This window comes from Actinocorallia libanotica (genome assembly GCF_039525175.1).
Lineage (GTDB): Bacteria > Actinomycetota > Actinomycetes > Streptosporangiales > Streptosporangiaceae > Actinocorallia > Actinocorallia libanotica.
Window position 1 is genome coordinate 118,988 of the sequence record NZ_BAAAHH010000003.1, and the last position, 20,501, is coordinate 139,488.

A 20,501-nucleotide genomic window follows, 5' to 3' on the forward strand; every position below is an offset into this window, starting at 1 on the left:
CGGCGCATCGAAAGTAAGACTCCTGTCCAGTAACCAGGGTCGGGCATCCCGATGAGTGGAAGAAAGTCGCGATCCGACCCGCACGCGCCCGGGAAAGGCGGGCATCCCGCTCAACGGGATCGCCGCGGACATCGCGGCGGACCCCTCATCTACGTTCCGAACACCCTGAGAATCCGGAGGACCGAGGGACGATGACCACAGAGCCGACCTACGAATCGACGTTGCGCGAGCTCTCCACCGACCAGGGCGTGCTGCGCTATCACGAGGCCGGTGAGGGACCGCCCCTGCTGATGCTGCACGGCTCGGGCCCCGGTGTCACGGGCTGGCGCAACTACCGCGGCAACCTCGCCCTGTTCGCCCGGCACTTCCGCTGCCTCGTCCTGGAGTTCCCCGGTTTCGGCGTCAGCGACCCGACCGAGGACCACCCGATGGTCGCCGCCGCGGGTGCGATCACCCGCTTCCTGGACGGCCTGGGCCTGCAGAAGGTCGACGTCATCGGCAACTCCATGGGCGGCATCATCGGCACCCAGTTCGCGATGGCCAACCCCGAGCGGGTCGGCCGGCTGGTGACGATCGGCGGCATGGGCACCAACATCTTCAGCCCGGGACCGGGCGAGGGCATCAAGCTCCTCGCGGAGTTCACCGACGAGCCCAGCCGCGAGAAGCTCGTCCGCTGGCTGCACTCGATGGTCTACGACCCCGCCCTGGTCACCGAGGAGCTGATCGAGGAGCGCTGGCAGCAGGCCACCGACCCCGAGACCCTGGCCAGCGCCCGCCGCATGTACGGGACCAAGGCCATGGCGGCGCGCGCCAAGATGGCGGCCGCCTCCACCCAGCCGCCCTACTGGGCGATGCTGCACAAGCTCAAGGCCAAGACGCTCATCACCTGGGGCCGCGACGACCGGGTCAGCCCGGTCGACATGGCCCTGGTGCCCATGCGCACCGCCCCCGACGTGGAGGTGCACATCTTCCCCAACTGCGGTCACTGGGTGATGATCGAGCAGAAGGAAGCGTGGGAGAGCGCCGTCCTGGCCTTCTTGACCCGTGAGGAGCGGAAGGCATGACGGAGAACCAGGGCTGGGACGCCGAGTACGACCTGGTGGTCGTGGGCAGCGGCGGCGGCGGCATGGTCGCCGCGCTGACCGCCGCCGACGCCGGGATGAGCGTCCTGATCATCGAGAAGGGCTCGAAGTTCGGCGGCAGCACCTCCATGTCCGGAGGCGGCATCTGGATCCCCAACAACCCGACGCTGCGGGCCAAGGGGCACAACGACAGCCGCGAGTCGATCCGCCGCTACCTCGACCTGCTCACCGAGGGCAAGGTCCCCGCGGCGCGGCTCGACGCCTACGTCGACAACGGCCCCGCCACGATGGAGCTGGTCGGCAAGAGCAAGTGGGCGAAGTTCTTCTGGACCAAGGGCTACGCCGACTACCACCCCGAGCTGGAGGGCGGCCGGCCGCTGGGCCGGTCCATCGAGGCCAAGCCGTTCGACACCCGCAAGCTGGGCGAGGACGAGAAGTACCAGCGGCCCAACAACATGAAGGGCCCGCTGGGCCTGTGGATCACCAGCAAGGACTACCACGACCTGGCGATGGTCAAGCGCACCTGGGCGGGCCGCCGCGCCTCCCTGGTCGCCGCCTGGCGCGTGGCGTCCAACATGGTGCTGCGCCGCCACATGTCGACGGGCGGCCGGGCGCTGGCCGCGCGGCTGCGCATGGCGCTGAAGGACGCGAACGTCCCGCTGTGGGTGCGCACCAGCATGACCGACATCATCACCGACGAGAACGGCGCCGTCACCGGCGTCGTGGCCACCGAGCGCGACGGCAAGGTCCACCGGCTGCGCGGCCGCCACGGCGTGCTGCTGGCCACCGGCGGGTTCGACCACAACCTGGAGATGCGCAAGAAGTACCTGCCCGAGGGCGGCCAGGACGACTTCGCGATGGGCGCGCGCGAGCTCACCGGCGACGGCATCACGCTGGGCGAGAAGCTCGGCGCCGCGGTGGACTTCATGGACGACGCCTGGTGGATGCCCGCCGTGCGGCACCCGCTCGGCGCGGTGATCCCCCTGGTGTCCGAGCGCGCCATCCCCCGGCAGGTGATCGTCGACGGCAACGGCAAGCGCTTCACCAACGAGGCCTCGCCGTACGTCAACTTCGTCCACGACCAGCTCGAGGGCAAGCACGTCCCGGCCTGGTTCATCATGGACGCCACGGCCCGGTCCCGCTACCCGTTCGCGCAGATCCTGCCCGGCGCCCCCATCCACAAGAAGTTCTTCGAGGCGGGGATCGTCTACAAGGCCGACACCCTGGAAGGCCTCGCGGAGCAGATCGGCGTCCCCGCGGACGCGCTCACCGAGACCATCCGCACGTTCAACGGGTACGCCCGGGACGGCAAGGACCCCGAGTTCGGCCGGGGCGACAGCGCCTACGACCGCTACTACGGCGACCCGACGCTGAAGAACCCCAACCTCGACGTGATCGAGACCGCCCCCTACTTCGCCTTCCGCCTGGAGGTCGGCGACCTGGGCACCAAGGGCGGCCTGGTCTGCGACGAGAACAGCCGGGTGCTGCGCACGGACGGCTCGGTGATCGAGGGCCTGTACGCCACGGGCAACACCTCGGCGTCGGTGATGGCCAACGAGTACGCCGGTCCGGGCGCGACCATCGGCCCCTCGATGGTCTTCGGGTACATCGCGGCCAAGCACGCCGCGGCCAAGCGCAAGGCAGAAGGTCGATGACGGGATCCCTCAAGGTCCGGGTCGCGCAGGTCGTCCGTGAGACGGAGGACGCGCACTCGCTCGTCCTGGAGCCCACGGAGGGTCAGGAGGACCGCTTCTCCTACCGGCCCGGCCAGTTCCTCACCATCCGGGTGCCCGCGGGCGAGGGATGGGCGGCCCGCTGCTACTCGCTGTGCAGCTCACCGGAGGTCGACGACCGGCTGAAGGTGACCGTCAAGCGGGTGGCGGGCGGTCTCGGCTCCAACTGGATCTGCGACCACGTCACCGAAGGCGACGTCCTGGAGGTGCTGCGGCCCGCCGGGACGTTCGTCCCGGCCTCGCTGGACGGCGACTTCCTGCTGGTGGCGGCGGGGAGCGGCATCACCCCGGTGCTGTCGATCCTCAAGTCGGCGCTGGCGCGGGGCACGGGGAAGATCACCCTGCTGTACGCCAACCAGGACGACCGGGCGGTGATCTTCGCCGAGGAGCTGCGGGAGCTCGTCGCCGCGCACCCCGAGCGGCTGTCGGTCCTGCACTGGCTGGTGTCGGTGCAGGGCCTGCCGACGGCCGCCGCGGTCCGGGCGCTGACCGAGCCCTTCGCCGGCCGCGAGGCCTTCATCTGCGGCCCCGGCCCGTTCATGGAGCTGGCGTCCGAGGCGCTGGCCGCCGTGGGCATGCCCGCCGAGCGGGTGCACGTGGAGAAGTTCTTCTCGCTCGGCGGCGACCCGTTCGCCGAGAACCCGCCGGAGCCGGAGACCGAGACGGGCGAGGGCGCCGTCGAGGTCGAGGTCGACCTCGACGGCCAGACCAGCACCGTCGCCTGGTCCGGATCCGGCTACCTGCTCGACGCGCTGCTGCGCGCCGGACTGGACGCGCCCTTCTCCTGCCGCGAGGGCTCCTGCTCCGCCTGCGCCTGCGTGGTGCTGGAGGGGGAGGTCACGTTGGACGCCAACACCGTCCTGGACGACCAGGACCTCGCGGACGGCCTCATTCTCGCCTGCCAGGCGAAATCCGTCAGCGACAGACTCAAGATCAGCTACGACGGCTGACATCCACAGACACCCACCGGGAGATCAGGCGATGAGCGAAAGCGTGCTCGACAAGATCATGGAACGCGCGGAGGAGATCCGCGAGTGCGGCCCCTCCAACGAGTCCCTCGGGCGGCTCGACGACAAGGCCGCCAAGGTGCTGCGCGACGCCGGCGCCATCCGGATGCTGCAGCCGGCCAAGCACGGCGGCCTGGAGGTCCACCCCCGCGAGTTCGCCGAGACCGTCATGGGCATCGCCTCCCTCGACGGCTCCACCGGCTGGGTCGCCGGCATCGTCGGCCTCCACCCGTGGGAGATGGCCTACGCCGACGAGCGCGTGCAGCAGGAGATCTGGGGCGAGAACCAGGACACCTGGATCGCCTCCCCCTACGCCCCCATGGGCGTGGCCCGCCCCGTCGACGGCGGCTACATCCTCAACGGCCGCTGGCAGTTCTCCTCCGGCACCGACCACTGCACCTGGATCTTCCTGGGCGCCATGGTCGGCGACGCCGAGGGCAAGGTCGCGCAGCCGCCGGCCGCGCTGCACGTCATCCTGCCGCGCTCGGACTACCAGATCGTCGAGGACTCCTGGAACGTCGTCGGCCTGGAGGGCACCGGCTCCAAGGACATCATCGTCAAGGACGCCTTCATCCCCGACTACCGGGTGCTGAAGTACAACGAGGTCATCGACGGCACCGCGGTCCGCCGCGCCGGGCTGACCAACCCGCTGTACCACGTGCCCTACACCTCGATCTTCCCGCTGGGCATCACCTCCGCGGTGGTCGGCATCGCCGAGGGCGCCCTGGCCGCGCACCTGGCCTACCAGCGCTCCCGCGTCCAGATCACCGGCACCAAGATCAAGGACGACCCGTACGTCCTGTACGCGATCAGCGAGGCCGCCGAGGAGATCAAGGCGTCCCGCGTCCTGCTGCTGGACTACATCTCCCGCATGTACGACAAGGCCGCCGCGGGCCACGAGTTCACCTTCGCCGAGCGCGCCGCGGCCCGCCGCACCCAGGTCCGCTCGGCCTGGCGCGCCGTCCACGCCATGACCGAGATCGTCGTGCGCTCCGGCGGCAACGGCCTGCGCAAGGACAACCCGATCCAGCGCTTCTGGCGCGACGCCCACATGGGCCTGGCCCACGCCATCCACGTGCCGGGCTCGGTCTACCACGTCTCCGCCCTCACCCAGATGGACATCGAGCCCCCCGTGGGCCCGATGCGCTCCATGATCTGACGGCACGGACACGTCGAGGCCCCGCTCCCGGAAGGGAGCGGGGCCTTTCCCGTCGGGCGCCGGACGGGCGGATCCCCGGCCGTGCCCGCCGCGGCCGCGTTCAGGCGAGCCGGACGGGGAGGGTGCGGAAGCCGCGGAGGACCGGGCTGTCGATGCGGGTCGGCGGGGCGGCCGGCGCGATGCCGGGGAAGCGGCGGTAGAGGGTTTCGAGCGCGATGGACGCCTCCAGGCGGGTCAGCGCGTGGCCGAGGCAGTGGTGGATGCCGGTGCCGAAGGCGAGGTGCCCGGAGTGGTCGCGGTCCGGGCGGAAGTCGTCGGGGTCAGGCCAGCGGCGGGGGTCGCGGTTGGCGGAGGCGATGAGGGCCAGGACGCGGCTGCGGGCCGGAATCGTCACCCCGTCGAAGACGACGTCGGTCGTGGTCATGCGGATCAGGCCCTGGGCGGGGCCGTCGTGGCGGAGGGTCTCGGCGACGATGGCCGGGGCCGATCCGGGATCGGCGCGCAGGCCGTCCGCCGCCTCGGGGTGGGTGAACAAAGCGTTGACGGCGTTGGAGATGAGGTTGGTGGTCGTCTCGTTTCCCGCGACGAGCAGCAGGACGCAGAACGCGACGATCTCGGAGGCGGTCAGCGCCTCTTCGGGATCGCCGGCGACGAGCATGCTGATGAGGTCGTCACCGGGGTTCTTGCGGCGTTCACGGACCGTCTTCGTGAAGAACCAGGAGATCGCCAGCGCGCTGCGTGCCGACCGGAGACCGCCGCCGCTGGTCAGAAGGCCGTCGATGAGCCCGTCGGACCAGCGTTTGAAATCGTCGCGGCGGTCGGCGGGGATGCCCATCAGTTCGGCGATGACGACCGTGGGCAGCGGCGAGGCGAACTCGTGGACCAGGTCGACGGACGGCCGGTCGGCGCCGCGGGCCGCCATGTCCGCCACGAGCCCGTCGGTGACCTCCCTGATGCGGGGCTCCCAGGAGGCGATGGCGCGCGGGGTGAACGCGCGGCTGACCTTGCGGCGGAGCATGGTGTGGTCGGGCGGGTCGATGCTCAGCAGGATCCGGGGGGAGGGGAGGCGCCGCAGGACCGCGGCGAGCGGACGCGAGGGGCGTTGATCCGGAGCGAACGGGTTGTCCGTGATGTTGGACCAGCGGCCGAGGTCGGAGGAGAACCGCCCGGCGTCGCGCACGGCGACGGCCGCGTCCTCGTACCGGCTGAGGAACCACAGGTCGAGCTCGGGGTCGTAGTGCACGGGCGCGGAGTCGCGGAGGGCGGCGTAGCGGGGATAGGGGTCGTGGATGGTGCCGGGATCGTTGAGCCGGAACGCCGTGGCGGTCATCTGGATGCTCCCAACGTCGTCATCAGGGTGTTCACCCACTGGCCGATGAACCGTTCGTCGTCCATCGCGAACGGGGCGGCCTCGTAGATGTCGCGCATGATCCAGTAGCTCTCGACGGCGCCCAGCCAGATCGCCGAGAGAGCCTCGAAGTCGTGGCCGGCCCGGTCGGGGGCGGCGACGGCCAGGTAGTCGGCGAAGAACCGGTAGGAAGCGGCGAACAGCCGGGCCCGCGCGGTGGCCATCACCTCGGGGAACTGCTCCGACTCCTTCATGATCACCCGGATCAGGTCGCGCCAGCCGCTCATGAGCTGGAGCGAGCACCGCGCGATCAGCGTCAGCTCGGCCCGCAGGTCCCCCAGCGGCAGCATCGCCGAGAGGTCGAGGCGCTCGGCCACCCCGGCGGCACGCTCGACCGCCGCGACCATCACCTGCTCTTTCGACCCGAAATGGGTGTACAGCGATCCCGACCTCGGCGACAGTCCCGCCGCCTTCTCGATCGCCGCCACGGAGGTCGCCGCGTATCCCTGCGCCGCGAACAACCGCAGCGCCTCGACGACGATCCGTTCTCGAGTACCGTCGACCACGGTTCTTCCAATCACTTGTTTGGACGAACCGATGATGACCCGGGACACCCCGAGGCGTCACCCCCTCCGGCCGGGTGCGGCCATGCTCCCGGGGCGGGGCGCGGTCAGAGCTCCGAGACGAGTTTGGGGGTCCAGACGACCCTGCCGAGGAAGCGGTCCGCCTCGGGGGAGGAGGCCAGCCACACGACGGCACGGCCGGGGGCGTCCTCGGGAGTGGGGGTGAAGCCCTTGTCGGCGATGGCCGAGGTGCCTCCCCTGGCCGCGCCGGCCTCGGTGACCACGAAACCGGGATCCAGGTTGAAGGCGCGGACGCCGCGGTCCAGGTACTCGGCGTTGACCGCCCCGGCGAGGCGGCCGAACGCCGCCTTGGACGCCGAGTAGGCCACGCCCCAGCCGCCCTCGCCGGGCGGGGCGGGCGGGTCGGTGGTGGCCGAGCCGGAGCACAGGTTGACGATCGTGCCGCCGCCCTGTTCGAGCATGGCCGGGACCACCGCCTGGATCAGGGCGAGCTGGTGGAGGTGGTTGCCGGTCATGGTGCGGGCGGCGACGTCGAGATCCAGGTCCAGCAGGCGGTCGTGGTTGCCCGCCAGGTGCGCCACGGCGTTGTTCACCAGGAGGTCGACGCGTCCCCACTCCGCCAGCACGGTGCGGGCCGCCTCCCGGACGCTCTCCAGGTCGAGCAGGTCCATCCGGACGGGCAGGGCGCGTGCTCCGAGCTCCTCGATCTCGGCCCGGCTCTTCTCCAGGCTGCCCGGAACGGAGATCTCCGATCCCGTCCCGCTCCCCTGCCTCGGAGGTATGCGGCCCTGCCCCTCGGCGACGGTGCGGGCGGTGAACGCCACGTCGTACCCCGCGCCCGCCAAGGCCAGCGCGATGTGCCTGCCGATACCGCGGCTCGCCCCGGTCACCAGGGCCACCGGCCTGCTCGATGCCGTCATCCGACCTCGCTCTCGTTCGTGGTGTCCGCCGATGACACCGGGCTCGCGGAGGGCGGAGGTGACGACTCTCACTGAGCGGGAAAGGCCGCCCGGAGGTCCGCGCGCTTTGAGAGCTTGATCCTGCGGGCGGAGGTTCGGCCGCGCATCGTTGAGGATGGGATCGAGGACGCTACATGACGCAGATCCGGGGACTCGGTTATCTGAGGGTCCAGACCGCCCACATCGACCGCTGGCGCGAGCTGGCGATCGACTCGCTGGGGTTCGCCGAGGGGTCGGGACCCGATCCCGACGGGCTCTACCTGCGCATGGACGAGCGCAGGTACCGGCTGGCGCTGCTGCCCGGCGACCACGACCGCGTCCTGGCGGTCGGCTGGGAGGTGCGCGACCAGTTCGCGCTGGCCGCCGTCCGCGAGGCCGTGCAGAAGGCCGGCGTCGAGGTGACCGACCTGTCTCCGAAGGAGGCCGCGGCGCTGGACGTCGAGGCCGCCATCACCTTCAAGGACCCGGCGGGCACCCCCGTCGAGGTGTTCTACGCCCCGGTCCTCGACCACAGCCCGCTGGTCAACAAGCTGGCGCACAGGTTCGTCACCGGCGACCACGGCATGGGCCACGTCGTGCTGCCCAGCCCGAACTTCCAGGCGACCTACGACTTCTACTGCGAGGTCCTGGGCTTCCTGCCGCGCGGCGCGATGAAGGTCGGCGGCGGCCACGCCCGGGTGCGCTTCCTCGGCGTCAACCAGCGCCACCACAGCCTGGCGGTCTGCCCCGCCCCGCACGACGGCGACCCGGGCATGGTCCACCTGATGGTCGAGACCGAGGAGCTCGACACCGTCGGCCGCGCGCTGGACAACATCAACAAGCGCGGCTTCTCGCTCTCCTCCACGCTGGGCCGCCACACCAACGACAAGATGGTCTCCTTCTACGTCCGGGCGCCCGGCGGCTGGGACATCGAGTACGGCTGCGAGGGCATGCTCGTCGACGAGGCGCACTACACCGCCGAGGAGATCACCGCCGACAGCTACTGGGGCCACGACTGGTCCGGCTCCGAGCCGCTGGCCGCGTTCGTCCCCCCGGGGAAGTGACGCCGGTGACCTCTTCCGTTGAAGCGGTCGCGCTCGCCGAGGTCGGCGCGTTCGACCACGAGTGCGACGTCCTGGTCGTCGGGTTCGGCGCGGCGGGCGCCGCGGCGGCGTACGAGGCCGCGGCGGCCGGCGCGAACGTGATCGTGCTGGAGCGCGCGAGCGGCGCGGGCGGCTCCTCCGGCCAGTCCGGCGGCGAGCTGTACCTCGGCGGCGGCACCGGGACGCAGAAGGCGCTCGGTTTCGACGACACGCCCGAGGACATGTACGCCTTCCTGGAGAAGGCGCTCGGCCCCCACGCCGACACCGAGAAGCTGCGGCTGTACTGCGACGGCAGCGTCGAGCACCACGACTGGTTCGTCGCGCGCGGCGTGGAGTTCAAGCACACCTTCTTCACCGGCCACGCCTGGATGCCGTTCACCGACGACGGGCTGATGTGGCTGGGCGAGAACGCCTGGCCGTACAACACCGTCGCCAAGGCGGCCCCGCGCGGGCACCGTCCGGCCGCCCCCGGCTTCGCCGGGAACCTCCTCATGCAGAAGCTGGAGGAGGCCGTCACCGCGGCCGGCGCCGTCACCCACACCGACACCGTCGCCGCCAACCTCGTGATGGACGGCGGGCGGGTCGCCGGCCTGGTGGCACGCAAGTTCGGCCAGACCGTCACCTACCGGGCGCGCAAGGCCGTCATCGTCACCACCGGCGGGTTCGTCGACAACGAGGAGATGCTGGCCCACCACGCCCCGGCGCTGCTGGGGCTCGGCAAGGTCAGCGACGGCCTCGACGACGGCTCGGGCATCCGGATGGCGACCGCGATCGGCGCGGCCACCCGGCGCATGGGCGTCGTGGAGATCTCGATGACCGCGCTGCCCGCCCTCGTCGCCCGCGGCATGCTGGTGAACGGCAGGGGACAGCGCTTCGTCAACGAGGACGTCTACCCCGGCATCTACAGCACCCACGCCATCCTCCAGGAGCCCGGCCCCTACTGGGGGATCATCGACGAGGAGGGCTTCGAGTCCATCCCGCCGGGCGACCTGTGGCAGGTGCAGCCCAAGTACGTCGAGGAGACCCTCGCCGAGCTGGAGGAGGCGCTGGGCATGCTGCCCGGGACCCTCGAGCACACCGTCGAGGTCTACAACCGGCACGCCGAGAACGGCGAGGACCCCCACTTCCACAAGGACGCCCGCTGGCTGCGCCCGCTGAAGGGCCCGTTCGCCGCGGTCGACCCGCGCGACGGCTTCTTCGGCACCGGCGCGGGCAAGGGCTCCGGCGCGGCCGGGTTCACCCTCGGCGGCCTGCACACCACCGTGGACGGCGAGGTCCTCAACGTCTCCGGCGAGCACATCCCCGGCCTGTACGCGGCGGGACGGGCCTCCTCCGGCATGCACGGAGAGGGCTACATCAGCGGCACCTCCCTGGGCGACGGCACGTTCTTCGGCCGCCGCGCGGGCAAGGCCGCCGCACGAGAGGAATAGGGCAAGAGTGAAGTACGCGGTTCTGGCGCCCGTCGCGGCGGGCGTCACCGCAGACCCCGCGTGGATCGGCGCCTACGCCGAGCACGCCGAGGCCTGCGGGTTCGAGTCGATCGTCGTCGTCGAGCACGCGGTGGTGGCCAGCAGCTACTCCAGCGTCTACCCCTACGACAAGTCGGGGAAGATGGAGCTCGCCGACGATCTGGACATTCCGGACCCGCTGGATCTGCTGGCGTTCCTGGCCGGCCGCACCAGCCGGATCGGGCTCGCCACCGGCGTGCTCGTCCTGCCCAACCACCACCCGGTGGTGCTCGCCAAGCGGGTCGCGACCCTGGACGCCCTGTCGGGCGGCCGGGTGCGGTTGACCGTGGGCATGGGCTGGATGAAGGAGGAGGTCGAGGCCTGCGGCGTCGACTTCGACACCCGCGGCCGCCGCGCCGACGAGCAGCTCCAGATCCTGCGGGCGCTGTGGGCGGACACCGCTCCCGAGGGGGCGGCGTTCGACGGGAGGTTCTTCAGCTTCCAGAACCTGATGAGCTACCCCAAGCCCGTGCAGGAAGGCGGCGTGCCGATCCACATCGGCGGCCACACCAAGGCCGCCGCCCGCCGCGCGGGCCGGTACGGCGACGGCATCCAGCCGCTCGGCCTCATGGGCGAGGAGCTGCAGTCGGTGCTGAAGCTGATGCGCGACGAGGCCGAGAAGGCCGGCCGCGACCCCGAGGCGCTGGAGCTGACCCTCGGTCACTCCCTCTCGGTCGTCACGCCCGAGAAGGCCGAGAAGCTGGCGGTCCAGGGCGCGGGCCGGCTCGTGCTGCGCTCCACCCCCACCAAGGACCTCTCCGAGGCCAAGGACGAGCTGTCGGCGTGCGCCGAGCGGCTCGGCCTGGCGGGTTCTTGACGCTCTCCACGGGCGACCGGGTCGAACTCACCGACCTGGTCGCCCGGTACGCACTGCTCACCGACGCGCGTGAGTTCGAGGCCCTGGCAGGGCTGTTCGCCGCCGACGCGGTGCTCGTGCTGCCGGACCCGCCCGCGTCGCTGGAGCCCGTCCTGGAGTACCACGGGCCGGAGGAGATCCGCGCGGCGATAGGCCGCGTCGAGTTCTTCCCCGTCACCTCGCACTTCCTCGGCGGCCAGGTCCTCGATCCCGGCCCCGAGCCCGGCACGGCCACCGGCTGGGTGAGGTGCGCCGCCCACCACCTCTCCGTGCGCAAGGACGGCGCCCCCGCCGACCTGGTGTGGCACATCCGCTACGAGGACGCCTACCGGCACGAGGAGGGCGTCTGGCGCTTCACGCGCCGCGCCCTGCACATCGACTGGATCGAGACGAGGCCCGTCCGCCGCATGCGCGGCTGACCCGGCCGGTGAGGAACGCCCCATGACCCGCACCAGCATCGTGACCGGCGGAGCCCTGGGCATCGGCGGCGCCACCAGCCGCCGCCTCGCCGCCGACGGCGACCTCGTCGTCCTCAACGACATCGACGCCGAGGCCGCCGAGAAGACCCGCGCGCAGATCGAGGCCGCCGGCGGCCGCTGCGTCACGGTCATCGGCGACATCGTCGAGGACGACACCGTCAAGCGCGTCACCGAGACGGCCCTGGAGGTCGGCGGCGGCCGCGTGGACGTCCTGGTCAACAACGTCGGCGACTTCCGCCCGGCGTCCCTGACCTTCCAGGACAGCACCCCCGAGCAGTGGCAGCGCCTCTACGAGCTCAACCTGCTGCACGTCTTCAAGCTCACCCACGCCCTCCTGCCCACGATGGTCGAGCAGCGCAAGGGCAGCATCGTCAACAACTCCACCGTCGAGGCATTCCGCGGCATCCCCGCCCACCCCGTCTACTCGGCCTTCAACGCCGGCGTCTCCGCCTTCACCAAGAGCCTGGCGGTCGCCGTGGGCAACCAGGGCGTCCGCGTGAACGCCATCGCCCCCGACCTGGCCAACACCGAGCAGACCCCCGCCGCCTGGATGCTCCGCGACCACGACCCGGCCCTCATGCACACCTGGGTCCCCCTCGCCCGTTTCGGCGAGCCCGAGGACTACGCCTCCGTCATCGCCTTCCTCGCCTCCGACGACGCCGCCTTCGTCACCGGCCACACCATCCCCGTGGACGGCGGCACCCTGGCCGCCTCCGGCTGGTTCAGCCGAGCCGACGGCAAGGGCTGGACCAACCGCCCCCGACGCACCTGACCCACCGCCCCACCCACCCTGCGACCCCGGCCTTCGACCACCTGCCGGGTGACGGGTACGGCGACTGCGTCGAGCACTTCGGCTGAGCGCGATCTCAGATCTGCGGCTCGGGGGCGGAGAAGGCGCGGCGGGTGTGGGGGAGGAGGGCGCGGAGAGCGGGGGTGCGGGTGTTCTTCCAGAGCAGGAGGAGGAAGGCGGGAGAGCGGGCGTCGTCGACGGGGAGGGCGGTGAGGCGGTCGCGGTAGGAGGCGGCCATGGACTCGCTGAGGACGGCGACGCCCAGGCCGCGGGAGGCGAGATCGGCCATGGCTTCGGCGGCGCCCGCCTGCAGGGCGATGCGCGGGGCCAGGTTCCGGGCGGCGCAGGCCTGGTCGAAGACGGTGCGCAGGCCGGTGCCCGGGGGCATGCAGATGAGCGGGTGGGAGCACAGGTCGTTCAGGGTGACCCGCCGCTGTTCCGCCAGGGGGTGCGCGGGAGGGACGGCGGCGACGAGGCGCTCGCTGATGATCGTCAGGGACTCCAGGTCCTCGGGGGCGGCGGCCGCGCCGACGAGGGCCAGGTCGAGGGTTCCGGCGCGGACCCGCTCGGTGAGGTGGTCGGAGTCGGCCTCCAGCAGGGAGATCTCGACTCCCGGGTGGGCGCGGTGGAAGGCGGCCAAGGCGTCGAACAGGGGCGTGATGGTGCAGCCGACGACCATGCCGACCGTGAGGCTGCCGCTGACCAGGTCGTTCACCTCGTCCACCGCCTGACCGACGGCCCGGGCCGCGGCGAGGGCGGCGCGGGCGTGGTCGAGGGCGGCCTTCCCGGCGACGGTCAGGGCGGCGGCGCGGGTGGAGCGGTCGAACAGCTCGGCGCCGAGCTCCCGTTCCAGGCGGCGGATCTGGGCGCTGACGCCGGACTGGCTGATGTGCAGCCGCTCGGCGGCGCGGGTGAAGTTCCGCTCCTCGGCGACCGCGACGAAGTACTCCAGCTGGTGCAGTTCCATAAGCATGGATTCTAGTTTCCAGAAGAATCATCTGTTGGACTTCTGATAAGGCACCGGGGCAGGCTGGAGCCATGACGAACTACGACGAGTACGAGAAGGCCATGCGCCCCGAGGACATCACCCGGTTCTTCGTCGAGCGCTCCAACGCGGGCGACGCCGCCGGTGTCGCGGCGCTGTACGAGGAGGACGCCGTGCTGGCCTACCCGCCGGGCGGCCGGACGGTGGGCCGCGAGGCGATCCGGGAGCTGTGGGCGAAGGTGCTGGCGAACCGCCCGCGCTTCGAGCCGGAGGAGCCGCTGCCGACCCTGGTCAGCGGCGGCATCGCCCTCACCTCGACGCCGCCGCGGGACGGTGCCGGGGCGCGGGCGCAGGTCGTCCGCCGCCAGCCCGACGGAAGCTGGCTCCGCCTGCTGGACCAGCCGGAGTTCGTGAACCCGGCGGGCTGACCCGGGAGGCGCGGGCCCCATGGCGGGGCCGGGCCCCGCGGCAGGCCGCGGGGCCCGGGTCGGACGGGGGCGCTCAGACGGCGGCGCTCAGGCGGGGGCGGGGGCGGGGGCGGAGGCTCGGGGGCGGGAAGTCGAAGTCGAGGGCGACGCGTCGCGGGTCCCGCGGGTGGACCCAGGCGGTGACGACGGACAGGTCGTGGGGGAGGGGCTGCTCCAGGAGGTCCTCGGCCATGCGCTGGCGGACCCGGATTCGGTAGGGGGCGGCGTCGTCGGCGGTGACCTCCACGAGGAACTCGCAGACGCGCTCGGTCACGCCGTCTCCGCGCCGCACGCCGGTGCCCAGCGGGACGACCTCCAGCAGCTCCGCCCGCGCGGCGCGGCCGATCCGCACCGTCTCGGCGTCCACGGCCCCGATCAGCTCGCCCAGGCCCCGGGTGATCCTGCCGAACAATCCCATCTTCGCTCCCGCGTCCGCCCGGCTCGCTGCCGGATCTGACGGGTATGACGGGCTTTTCGGGTGCCGGGTTCCCGCAGAAGTCATACGAATCACCCCCTCACAGCGCGCCCGCCCGCGCCGCCGCCAGGGCCGCGGCGGCGGCGCGGTCCGCGAGCTCCTCGGTCAGCGGTTCGCCGGTGTTGAGGAGGGCGTAGTACAGGGGCGCGGAGACCTGGGCGACGACGCGGCGGGCATCGGTGCCCGCCGGGAGGTCGCCGCGGGCGACGGCGTCGGTGACGCAGCCCGCCCACTCGTCGATGCGCACGGCGTAGAAGCGGTGCAGGGCCTCGGCGGCCTGCCCGTTGCAGAGGGAGGCGGCGATCAGCGCCTTGAAGAGGCGGCCCTGGCGGGGGTCGGTGAGCGAGCCGGCGACCAGGCGGGCGTTCTCCCGCAGGTCGGTGGCGACGTCGCCGGTGCGGGCGCGGGGGAGGGACTGCTCGGCCATGTCCGCCAGGAGGTCGGCGGCGAGGGCTCCGGGGGTGCCCCAGCGGCGGTAGACGGTGGTCTTGCCGACGCCGCCGGCGCGGGCGATCTGGGTGAGGTCCAGGGCGGCGAAGCCGTGCTCGGCCAGGGCGTCGCCCGCCGCCTCCAGGACCGCCGCGCGGACGCGGGCGGTGCGCCCGCCGGGACGGACGGTGCCGTGCGGCGCTGTGTCGGTCATGATCAGCTCCTTCTCCGGATAAATGGAACTGTAGTTCCCTTACGGGGTGGTCGGGTGCTACGGTCTTCATCGTAACGGAACCAAGGTCCCGTTTGTGGCTCTGCCGCCCCCTGCCCTCTCCGCCGCCGCGCCACGGCGGCGGCCGAAAGGAGACCGCCCCCATGTCCACCGCCGAACTCCTCCCGGAGGCCGAGACCTCCGGCCGCCTCCCGCAGCGGCTGACGGGCCGCCAGAAGGTGGTCCTCACGGTGCTGCTGGTCGCCCAGTTCATGCTCGCCGTCGACTTCTCGATCCTGAACGTCGCGCTCCCCGCGATCGGGGACGGCCTCGGGTTCACCCTGTCCGGCCTCCAGTGGATCGCCACCTCCTTCGCCCTGGCCGCCGCGGGCTTCACCCTCTTCTTCGGCCGGGTCGGCGACCTCGTCGGCCGCAAGCGCGTCTTCCTGGGCAGCCTGGCGCTGCTCGGCCTGTCCTCCCTGGTCGGCGGGCTGGCCACCAGCCCCGCGGTCCTCATCGCCGCCCGTGTCGCCCAGGGGCTCGCGACCGCCGCCGCCACCCCGGCGGGCCTCGCCCTGCTCACCACCTCCTTCCCCGAGGGGCCGCTGCGGCAGAAGGCGCTCGGCCTCAACGGCGCGCTGATGTCCGCGGGCTTCACCGCGGGCGCCGTCCTCGGCGGCGTCCTCACCGACCTGCTCTCCTGGCGCTGGGCGTTCTTCGTCAACGTCCCCGTCGCCGCGGCCGTCCTGCTGATCGCCCCCGGCGTCATCCGGGAGTCGCGCCCCGCCGAGCGCCCGAAGATGGACCTGCCCGGCGCGCTGACGGTCACCCTCGGCCTGCTCGCGCTGGTCTTCGGCCTCACCCAGGCCGGTGAGCACGGCTGGAGCCACCCCGTCGCCCTCGTCGCGCTGGCGGCCGGCGCCGTGCTGCTCGCGGCCTTCTACCGCATCGAGAGCAGGGCGGCGCAGCCCCTCGTCCCCGTCCACGTCCTGAAGAAGCGCACCGTGGCCTGGGGCAACGTGCTCGGCCTGCTCGCCTTCGCCACCGAGACCTCGCTCGTCTACCTCCTCACCCTGTACATGCAGGAGACCCTCGGCTTCTCCGCGCTGGCCGCCGGGATCTCCTTCGGCGTGCTGGGCGCCGGGACCGTGGCCGGCGGCCTGCTCGCGGCGAGGTTCATCGCCCGCACCTCCACCCTGACCGCGCTGGTCGCCGGAGGGCTCCTTCAGGCGGCGTTCACCGCGGCGCTCCTGCTCCTCGGCGGCACCCCGGCGTCGATGGCGCTGCTGCTGCCCGCCACCTTCCTCGGCGGGGCGGGCAACATGCTGGTCATCGTCGGCTTCATGGTCACCGCCACCACCGGCCTGCCCGACCGCGAGCAGGGCCTGGCCACCGGCCTGGCGTCCATGTCCCAGCAGGTGGGCATCACCCTGGGCACCCCGATCATGTCCGCGATCGTCGCCGCCGCCACGGCCGGCGCGATGACCGCCGGCGCGATCCTGCACGGCGTCACCCTCGCCATCGCCGCCAACACCGCCCTCGTCCTCCTCGGCGTCCTCATCGCCGCCACGGCCCTGCGCACCCGGCGCACCTGAGGCGGCGTGCCCGGCGCGGCGACCTCCGTACGGTCTCGGCCCTCCTCCCGACAGGGGCGGCCGAGGCCGTTCGGCGGTTTCCGCTCAGCGGGATCGGTCCCTGCGGTGGGAGGCGGCCACCGGGTTTCCTGTGGGAGGTCTCTCGGGAGAGGAGCGGCATGCCGCAGGGCAGGGGTTCGAGCGGGGTTCTGGCCGATGACAGGCCCGCCGAGGAGGTGACCTTCGCCGGGCTGGTCGAGGCGCGGGGGGACGACGACCGGGTCGGTCTGCGGTTCGAGGAGCGGTCCTGGAGCTGGCGGGAGGTCGTCGAGCAGGCGCGGCTGCGCGCGGGGATCGTGCTCGGGATGAGGGGAGAGGGAGCCTGGCACGTGGGGCTCTTCCTGGAGAACGGGCCCGAGCACGTGTTCTGGCTGCTGGGGGCCGCCCTGGCGGGGGTGCCGGTCGTCGAGCTGAACCCGACGCGCCGGGGCGCGGAGCTGGCGCGGGACATCACGTTCACCGACTGCGGGGTGCTGGTCACCGAGACGAGCCGGGCGTCGCTGCTCGAAGGGCTCGTACCGGACGTTCCCCGGCTGGTCGTGGACGGCGAGGCGTACGCGGAGACGCTGGCGAAGACCGAACCGGCGGACGTCGCAGGTGCGGAGGTGCGGCCGGAGGCGATCTTCTCGCTGGTGTTCACCTCCGGGACGACGTCGGCGCCCAAGGCCGTCATCTGCACCCAGGGCAGGCTCGGCCGGATCGCCGTCCAGCAGCAGCAGCGCCGGAACCTCACGGCCGACGACGTCTTCTACGTCGTGATGCCCATGTTCCACTCGAACGCCCTCATGGCGGGCATCGCTCCGGCCGTCAGCGCGGGGGGATGCGTGGTGCTGCGCCGGAAGTTCTCCGCCTCGGGCTTCCTGCCGGACGTGCGCCGCTACGGCGTCACGTTCTTCAACTACGTGGGCAAGCCGCTGAACTACATCCTGGCCACCCCCGAAAAGCCGGACGACGCCGACAACCCGCTGCGCATCGCCTTCGGCAACGAGGCCGCGCAGCGCGACATCGAGGCGTTCTCCCGCCGCTTCGGCTGCAAGGTCTTCGACTCCTACGGCTCCAGCGAGGGCGAGATCCGCATCGTCCGCGTCCCCGGCACCCCGCCCGGCTCCCTGGGCGTGGCCGAGGAGGGCACGGTCGTCGTGAACCCGGCGACCCTGGAGGAATGCCCCCGCGCCGTCTTCGACGAGCACGGCACCCTCCTCAACGCGGAGGACGCGATCGGCGAGATCGTCAACAAGGCCGGAGCCGCGGTCTTCGAGGGCTACTACAACAATCCCGAGGCCACCGCCAAGCGCATCCGCAACGGCTGGTCCTGGTCCGGCGACCTGGCCTACCGCGACGCCGACGGCTTCTGGTACTTCGCCGGCCGCGACAGCGACTGGCTCCGCGTGGACGGCGAGAACTTCGCCGCCGCCCCCGTCGAACGCCTCCTCGCCCGTTTCGAGCCCTTCGCCGATGTGGCGGTCTACGCGGTCCCGGACGAGCACGTGGGCGACCAGGTCATGGCCGCGGCGGTCCTCAAGCCCGGCTCGGCCTTCGATCCCGCGGCCTTCGCCGCTTTTCTGCTCGCCCAGCCTGATCTCGGCACCAAGTGGTCTCCCCGGTACATCCGGCTCACTGAAGCACTACCGCGCACGGCCACCAGCAAAGTGGTCAAACGCCCCCTGCGCACGGCGGCCTGGCACACCACCGACCCCCTCTACCGCCTCGAGGACGGCGCCTACCGCCGATGGCGCGCGTAAGGGCCTTCCTCCGGGGGGGGGGCTCAGCCGCAGTGGTCCTCCTCGGCGGCGCAGTGCCCGCCCCCGCTCGGCGGGACGTCCAGGGTGGGGTTGCGGTCGAAGAAGCCGACGGGCTTGAGCGTGAAGCCGGTGTGGTCGACCGGCATGATCGGCCAGTCCTCGGGACGCGGCACATGGCTGAGGCCGAAGGTGTGCCACACGACGATGTCCTGGCCGTCGATGTCGCGGTCGGCGGCGACGTAGGACGGCAGCCCGGCGCCGCCGGGGTGCTGGTTGACGAAGTCCCCGGCGGCGTAGCGTTCGGCCGGGTCGTAGCGGGTCACCCACAGGTGTTCGGCGGCGAAGCCGGCGCGGCGCCGGATGGAGGAGCCGTCGGCCGCCAGCAGCGGCGGCTGCCCTTCGGGGTGCAGGACGTAGGAGAGGGGACGGCCGAGCGCGTTGCGCTTCTCGGTGTTGACGATGTGCCAGGTGCGGCCGACGGAGGCGTCGGCGAGCCGGTGGCCCTCGGATTCGGTGCGCAGCGGCGTGGTGGAGGTGGTGAAGGCGTTGCCGCGCGGGTTGCCCTCGCTGACGGGCACCCTGCGGAAGTCCACCTCCTCGACGCGGTTGGCGTCGCCGTCCACCGTCATGTCCAGACGGGCGCTGAACAGGTGCTGGTGGTAGGGGGCGCCCAGTCCCGGCGCGATCTCCGACGCGTACGGGTGGTCGCCTCCGGGATGCGCGGAGGTGAACACGATGCCGGTGGCCTTGGCCTCGAACGCGATGGTGCCGTCGAGGTAGAGGTACCAGTAGAAGCCGTAGTCGTAGTTGCCGACGGTGGTGAAGAACGACAGGACGAGCCTGCGCTGGCGCCGGACGATCGACGAACCCGCCCAGACGTCGGTGTGCTTGTAGAGGATCCCGTGGTCCTCCTCGTGGATGCAGACGGCGTTGGCGAGCGTGCGGGGAGCACCGAACTCGTCGGCGATGACGGCGTCCAGGTAGGTGATCTCGCCCAGGCAGTCGCAGCCGAGCTCCAGGGTGTTGGCGTAGCGGCCGACGAGGTACTCGCCGGTGTCGAAGTAGTTCTGCCATGACCGGATGGGCGAGGGGTCCCCGTACGGCACGACCATCTCGCAGATGGACGCCCGGTGGACGATGGGCCGCTCCCGTCCGCCCTGGTCGCGGTCGCGGAAGGAGATCTGGTGCAGCACCAGGCCCTCCCGGGCGTCGAAGCCGACGCGCACGGAGAAGTTCTCCCAGGTCAGCAGGTCGCCGTCGAGGGTGAAGGAGGGCCCCTCCGGCTGGGTGATGAGGATCGGCTTCTGCGAGGTGCGGTACTCGCCGCGCACGGCGGGGTCGTCGAAGTTCCCCGAACCCGCGGGGATGGGGACGGCCCCGGTGTCGATCACCTCGGTGACGGTGCGGGACACCGCGTCGACGTAGCCGACGAGCCCGTCGATCGGGTGCGCCCAGGCGTGGTCGGCCGCGTGGTCCTGGCGGAAGGCGAGCCCGCGCAGGATCCGCCTGCCCGCCTCCTCCGCGTACTCGAAGACCCCCGCCGACAGGGGCGCGACCCGCACGTCGGCGACGTCGAGGCCGCGCGCCTCCAGGGCCGCCAGCCACCGCGCGTCGCCCGCGAGGACCTGCTCGATCAGCTGGAACTCCTCGTCCAGGACGGGAAGCTGGCCGTCGACGGCCCCGTCCAGGTCGTACGCCTTGAGGACGGCCGAGGCGCCGACGTCCACCCGCACGTCCTTCGGCGCGACCCCGGCGACGTCGTGGAGCATGACGCGCGCTCGCCGGGGGATCGGCTCGCCCGCTTCGCGGCGGCGCAGTTCGGCCTTGGTCGGCTCGTCGAGCCCGACGTAGACGAACCGCGTCGTGTCACGGACGAGTCCGGCGTCGGTGAGAATCCGGCGAATATCGGTGATCTCATCACCGGTGAGAGAGGACAGCGGGTGGATGGCCATGGGCATCTCCTCTGGTTTC

At 71.9% G+C, this 20,501-nt stretch carries 19 protein-coding genes; 12 read left to right on the top strand and 7 right to left on the bottom strand.

Features of this window, described 5'->3' with window-relative positions; translation table 11 throughout:
• Window positions 1-191: 191 nt before the first annotated feature.
• From ABD140_RS05785 to ABD140_RS05800, 4 genes are read left to right on the top strand one after another with little or no spacing between them, the layout of a single operon-like run.
• The gene (locus ABD140_RS05785) at window positions 192-1,064 is read left to right on the top strand and encodes an alpha/beta fold hydrolase (protein ID WP_344237500.1); all 873 of its coding nucleotides are present in this window, start codon (window positions 192-194) and stop codon (window positions 1,062-1,064) included.
• The gene (locus ABD140_RS05790; protein WP_344237502.1) at window positions 1,061-2,737 is read left to right on the top strand and encodes an FAD-binding protein; all 1,677 of its coding nucleotides are present in this window, start codon (window positions 1,061-1,063) and stop codon (window positions 2,735-2,737) included. Before ABD140_RS05785 ends, ABD140_RS05790 begins: the two co-directional genes overlap by 4 nt.
• Entirely contained in the window at window positions 2,734-3,765 is a 1,032-nt protein-coding gene (locus ABD140_RS05795; RefSeq protein WP_344237504.1) for a 2Fe-2S iron-sulfur cluster-binding protein, read from the top strand. The genes ABD140_RS05790 and ABD140_RS05795 overlap by 4 nt, the downstream gene beginning before the upstream one ends.
• A 31-nt stretch (window positions 3,766-3,796) precedes the next feature.
• Entirely contained in the window at window positions 3,797-4,981 is a 1,185-nt protein-coding gene (locus ABD140_RS05800) for an acyl-CoA dehydrogenase family protein (protein WP_344237506.1), read from the top strand.
• 100 nt (window positions 4,982-5,081) lie between these two features.
• Here ABD140_RS05800 and ABD140_RS05805 read toward each other — a convergent pair whose 3' ends face one another.
• From ABD140_RS05805 to ABD140_RS05815, 3 genes are all read right to left on the bottom strand, one after another.
• Window positions 5,082-6,311, bottom strand: coding sequence for a cytochrome P450 (locus tag ABD140_RS05805; RefSeq protein WP_344237508.1), 1,230 nt, complete (start codon window positions 6,309-6,311; stop codon window positions 5,082-5,084).
• Window positions 6,308-6,895 (bottom strand): TetR/AcrR family transcriptional regulator, encoded by a 588-nt coding sequence (locus ABD140_RS05810; RefSeq protein ID WP_344237510.1) that lies wholly within the window; start codon window positions 6,893-6,895, stop codon window positions 6,308-6,310. Before ABD140_RS05810 ends, ABD140_RS05805 begins: the two co-directional genes overlap by 4 nt.
• A 104-nt stretch (window positions 6,896-6,999) precedes the next feature.
• Window positions 7,000-7,833, bottom strand: coding sequence for an SDR family NAD(P)-dependent oxidoreductase (locus tag ABD140_RS05815; protein ID WP_344237512.1), 834 nt, complete (start codon window positions 7,831-7,833; stop codon window positions 7,000-7,002).
• 173 nt (window positions 7,834-8,006) lie between these two features.
• Here ABD140_RS05815 and ABD140_RS05820 point away from each other — a divergent pair, with 173 nt between their 5' ends.
• From ABD140_RS05820 to ABD140_RS05840, 5 genes are read left to right on the top strand one after another with little or no spacing between them, the layout of a single operon-like run.
• On the top strand, window positions 8,007-8,915 hold the full coding sequence (locus ABD140_RS05820; protein WP_344237514.1) for a VOC family protein: 909 nt from the start codon (window positions 8,007-8,009) through the stop codon (window positions 8,913-8,915).
• Window positions 8,916-8,920: 5 nt separating this feature from the next.
• Window positions 8,921-10,384: an FAD-dependent oxidoreductase gene (locus ABD140_RS05825; RefSeq protein ID WP_344237516.1), complete on the top strand. Its 1,464-nt coding sequence runs from the start codon at window positions 8,921-8,923 to the stop codon at window positions 10,382-10,384.
• A 7-nt stretch (window positions 10,385-10,391) separates the two neighbouring features.
• On the top strand, window positions 10,392-11,279 hold the full coding sequence (locus ABD140_RS05830) for an LLM class F420-dependent oxidoreductase (protein WP_344237518.1): 888 nt from the start codon (window positions 10,392-10,394) through the stop codon (window positions 11,277-11,279).
• Window positions 11,276-11,737 carry a nuclear transport factor 2 family protein gene (locus ABD140_RS05835; protein ID WP_344237520.1) on the top strand — a complete coding sequence of 154 codons (462 nt, stop codon included), beginning with the start codon at window positions 11,276-11,278 and terminating at the stop codon, window positions 11,735-11,737. Before ABD140_RS05830 ends, ABD140_RS05835 begins: the two co-directional genes overlap by 4 nt.
• Window positions 11,738-11,759: 22 nt before the next feature.
• Window positions 11,760-12,569, top strand: coding sequence for an SDR family NAD(P)-dependent oxidoreductase (locus ABD140_RS05840; RefSeq protein ID WP_344237522.1), 810 nt, complete (start codon window positions 11,760-11,762; stop codon window positions 12,567-12,569).
• Window positions 12,570-12,663: 94 nt separating this feature from the next.
• Here ABD140_RS05840 and ABD140_RS05845 read toward each other — a convergent pair whose 3' ends face one another.
• Window positions 12,664-13,554: a LysR family transcriptional regulator gene (locus ABD140_RS05845; protein ID WP_344237524.1), complete on the bottom strand. Its 891-nt coding sequence runs from the start codon at window positions 13,552-13,554 to the stop codon at window positions 12,664-12,666.
• Window positions 13,555-13,625: 71 nt separating this feature from the next.
• Here ABD140_RS05845 and ABD140_RS05850 point away from each other — a divergent pair, with 71 nt between their 5' ends.
• Window positions 13,626-14,000: a YybH family protein gene (locus tag ABD140_RS05850; RefSeq protein ID WP_344237526.1), complete on the top strand. Its 375-nt coding sequence runs from the start codon at window positions 13,626-13,628 to the stop codon at window positions 13,998-14,000.
• Window positions 14,001-14,073: 73 nt separating this feature from the next.
• Here the strand turns inward: ABD140_RS05850 and ABD140_RS05855 are convergent, their stop codons facing one another.
• Entirely contained in the window at window positions 14,074-14,457 is a 384-nt protein-coding gene (locus ABD140_RS05855) for a hypothetical protein (RefSeq protein WP_344237528.1), read from the bottom strand.
• A gap of 97 nt (window positions 14,458-14,554) precedes the next feature.
• Window positions 14,555-15,157: a TetR/AcrR family transcriptional regulator gene (locus ABD140_RS05860; protein ID WP_344237530.1), complete on the bottom strand. Its 603-nt coding sequence runs from the start codon at window positions 15,155-15,157 to the stop codon at window positions 14,555-14,557.
• Window positions 15,158-15,318: 161 nt separating this feature from the next.
• Here ABD140_RS05860 and ABD140_RS05865 point away from each other — a divergent pair, with 161 nt between their 5' ends.
• Together ABD140_RS05865 and ABD140_RS05870 are read left to right on the top strand one after the other, a co-directional pair.
• The gene (locus ABD140_RS05865) at window positions 15,319-16,749 is read left to right on the top strand and encodes an MFS transporter (protein ID WP_344237532.1); all 1,431 of its coding nucleotides are present in this window, start codon (window positions 15,319-15,321) and stop codon (window positions 16,747-16,749) included.
• 158 nt (window positions 16,750-16,907) lie between these two features.
• Window positions 16,908-18,530 (top strand): AMP-binding protein, encoded by a 1,623-nt coding sequence (locus ABD140_RS05870; protein ID WP_344237534.1) that lies wholly within the window; start codon window positions 16,908-16,910, stop codon window positions 18,528-18,530.
• A 23-nt stretch (window positions 18,531-18,553) separates the two neighbouring features.
• Here ABD140_RS05870 and ABD140_RS05875 read toward each other — a convergent pair whose 3' ends face one another.
• Complete coding sequence (locus tag ABD140_RS05875; protein ID WP_344237536.1) at window positions 18,554-20,482, bottom strand: primary-amine oxidase; 1,929 nt, start codon at window positions 20,480-20,482, stop codon at window positions 18,554-18,556.
• Window positions 20,483-20,501: the final 19 nt, after the last annotated feature.

Coding starts and splice junctions, on each gene's coding strand:
- ABD140_RS05785 (WP_344237500.1), top strand. CDS start 192: ATGACCACAGAGCCGACCTACGAATCGACGTTGCGCGAGCTCTCCACC.
- ABD140_RS05790 (WP_344237502.1), top strand. CDS start 1,061: ATGACGGAGAACCAGGGCTGGGACGCCGAGTACGACCTGGTGGTCGTG.
- ABD140_RS05795 (WP_344237504.1), top strand. CDS start 2,734: ATGACGGGATCCCTCAAGGTCCGGGTCGCGCAGGTCGTCCGTGAGACG.
- ABD140_RS05800 (WP_344237506.1), top strand. CDS start 3,797: ATGAGCGAAAGCGTGCTCGACAAGATCATGGAACGCGCGGAGGAGATC.
- ABD140_RS05805 (WP_344237508.1), bottom strand. CDS start 6,311: ATGACCGCCACGGCGTTCCGGCTCAACGATCCCGGCACCATCCACGAC.
- ABD140_RS05815 (WP_344237512.1), bottom strand. CDS start 7,833: ATGACGGCATCGAGCAGGCCGGTGGCCCTGGTGACCGGGGCGAGCCGC.
- ABD140_RS05820 (WP_344237514.1), top strand. CDS start 8,007: ATGACGCAGATCCGGGGACTCGGTTATCTGAGGGTCCAGACCGCCCAC.
- ABD140_RS05840 (WP_344237522.1), top strand. CDS start 11,760: ATGACCCGCACCAGCATCGTGACCGGCGGAGCCCTGGGCATCGGCGGC.
- ABD140_RS05845 (WP_344237524.1), bottom strand. CDS start 13,554: ATGGAACTGCACCAGCTGGAGTACTTCGTCGCGGTCGCCGAGGAGCGG.
- ABD140_RS05850 (WP_344237526.1), top strand. CDS start 13,626: ATGACGAACTACGACGAGTACGAGAAGGCCATGCGCCCCGAGGACATC.
- ABD140_RS05855 (WP_344237528.1), bottom strand. CDS start 14,457: ATGGGATTGTTCGGCAGGATCACCCGGGGCCTGGGCGAGCTGATCGGG.
- ABD140_RS05860 (WP_344237530.1), bottom strand. CDS start 15,157: ATGACCGACACAGCGCCGCACGGCACCGTCCGTCCCGGCGGGCGCACC.
- ABD140_RS05865 (WP_344237532.1), top strand. CDS start 15,319: ATGTCCACCGCCGAACTCCTCCCGGAGGCCGAGACCTCCGGCCGCCTC.
- ABD140_RS05870 (WP_344237534.1), top strand. CDS start 16,908: ATGCCGCAGGGCAGGGGTTCGAGCGGGGTTCTGGCCGATGACAGGCCC.
- ABD140_RS05875 (WP_344237536.1), bottom strand. CDS start 20,482: ATGGCCATCCACCCGCTGTCCTCTCTCACCGGTGATGAGATCACCGAT.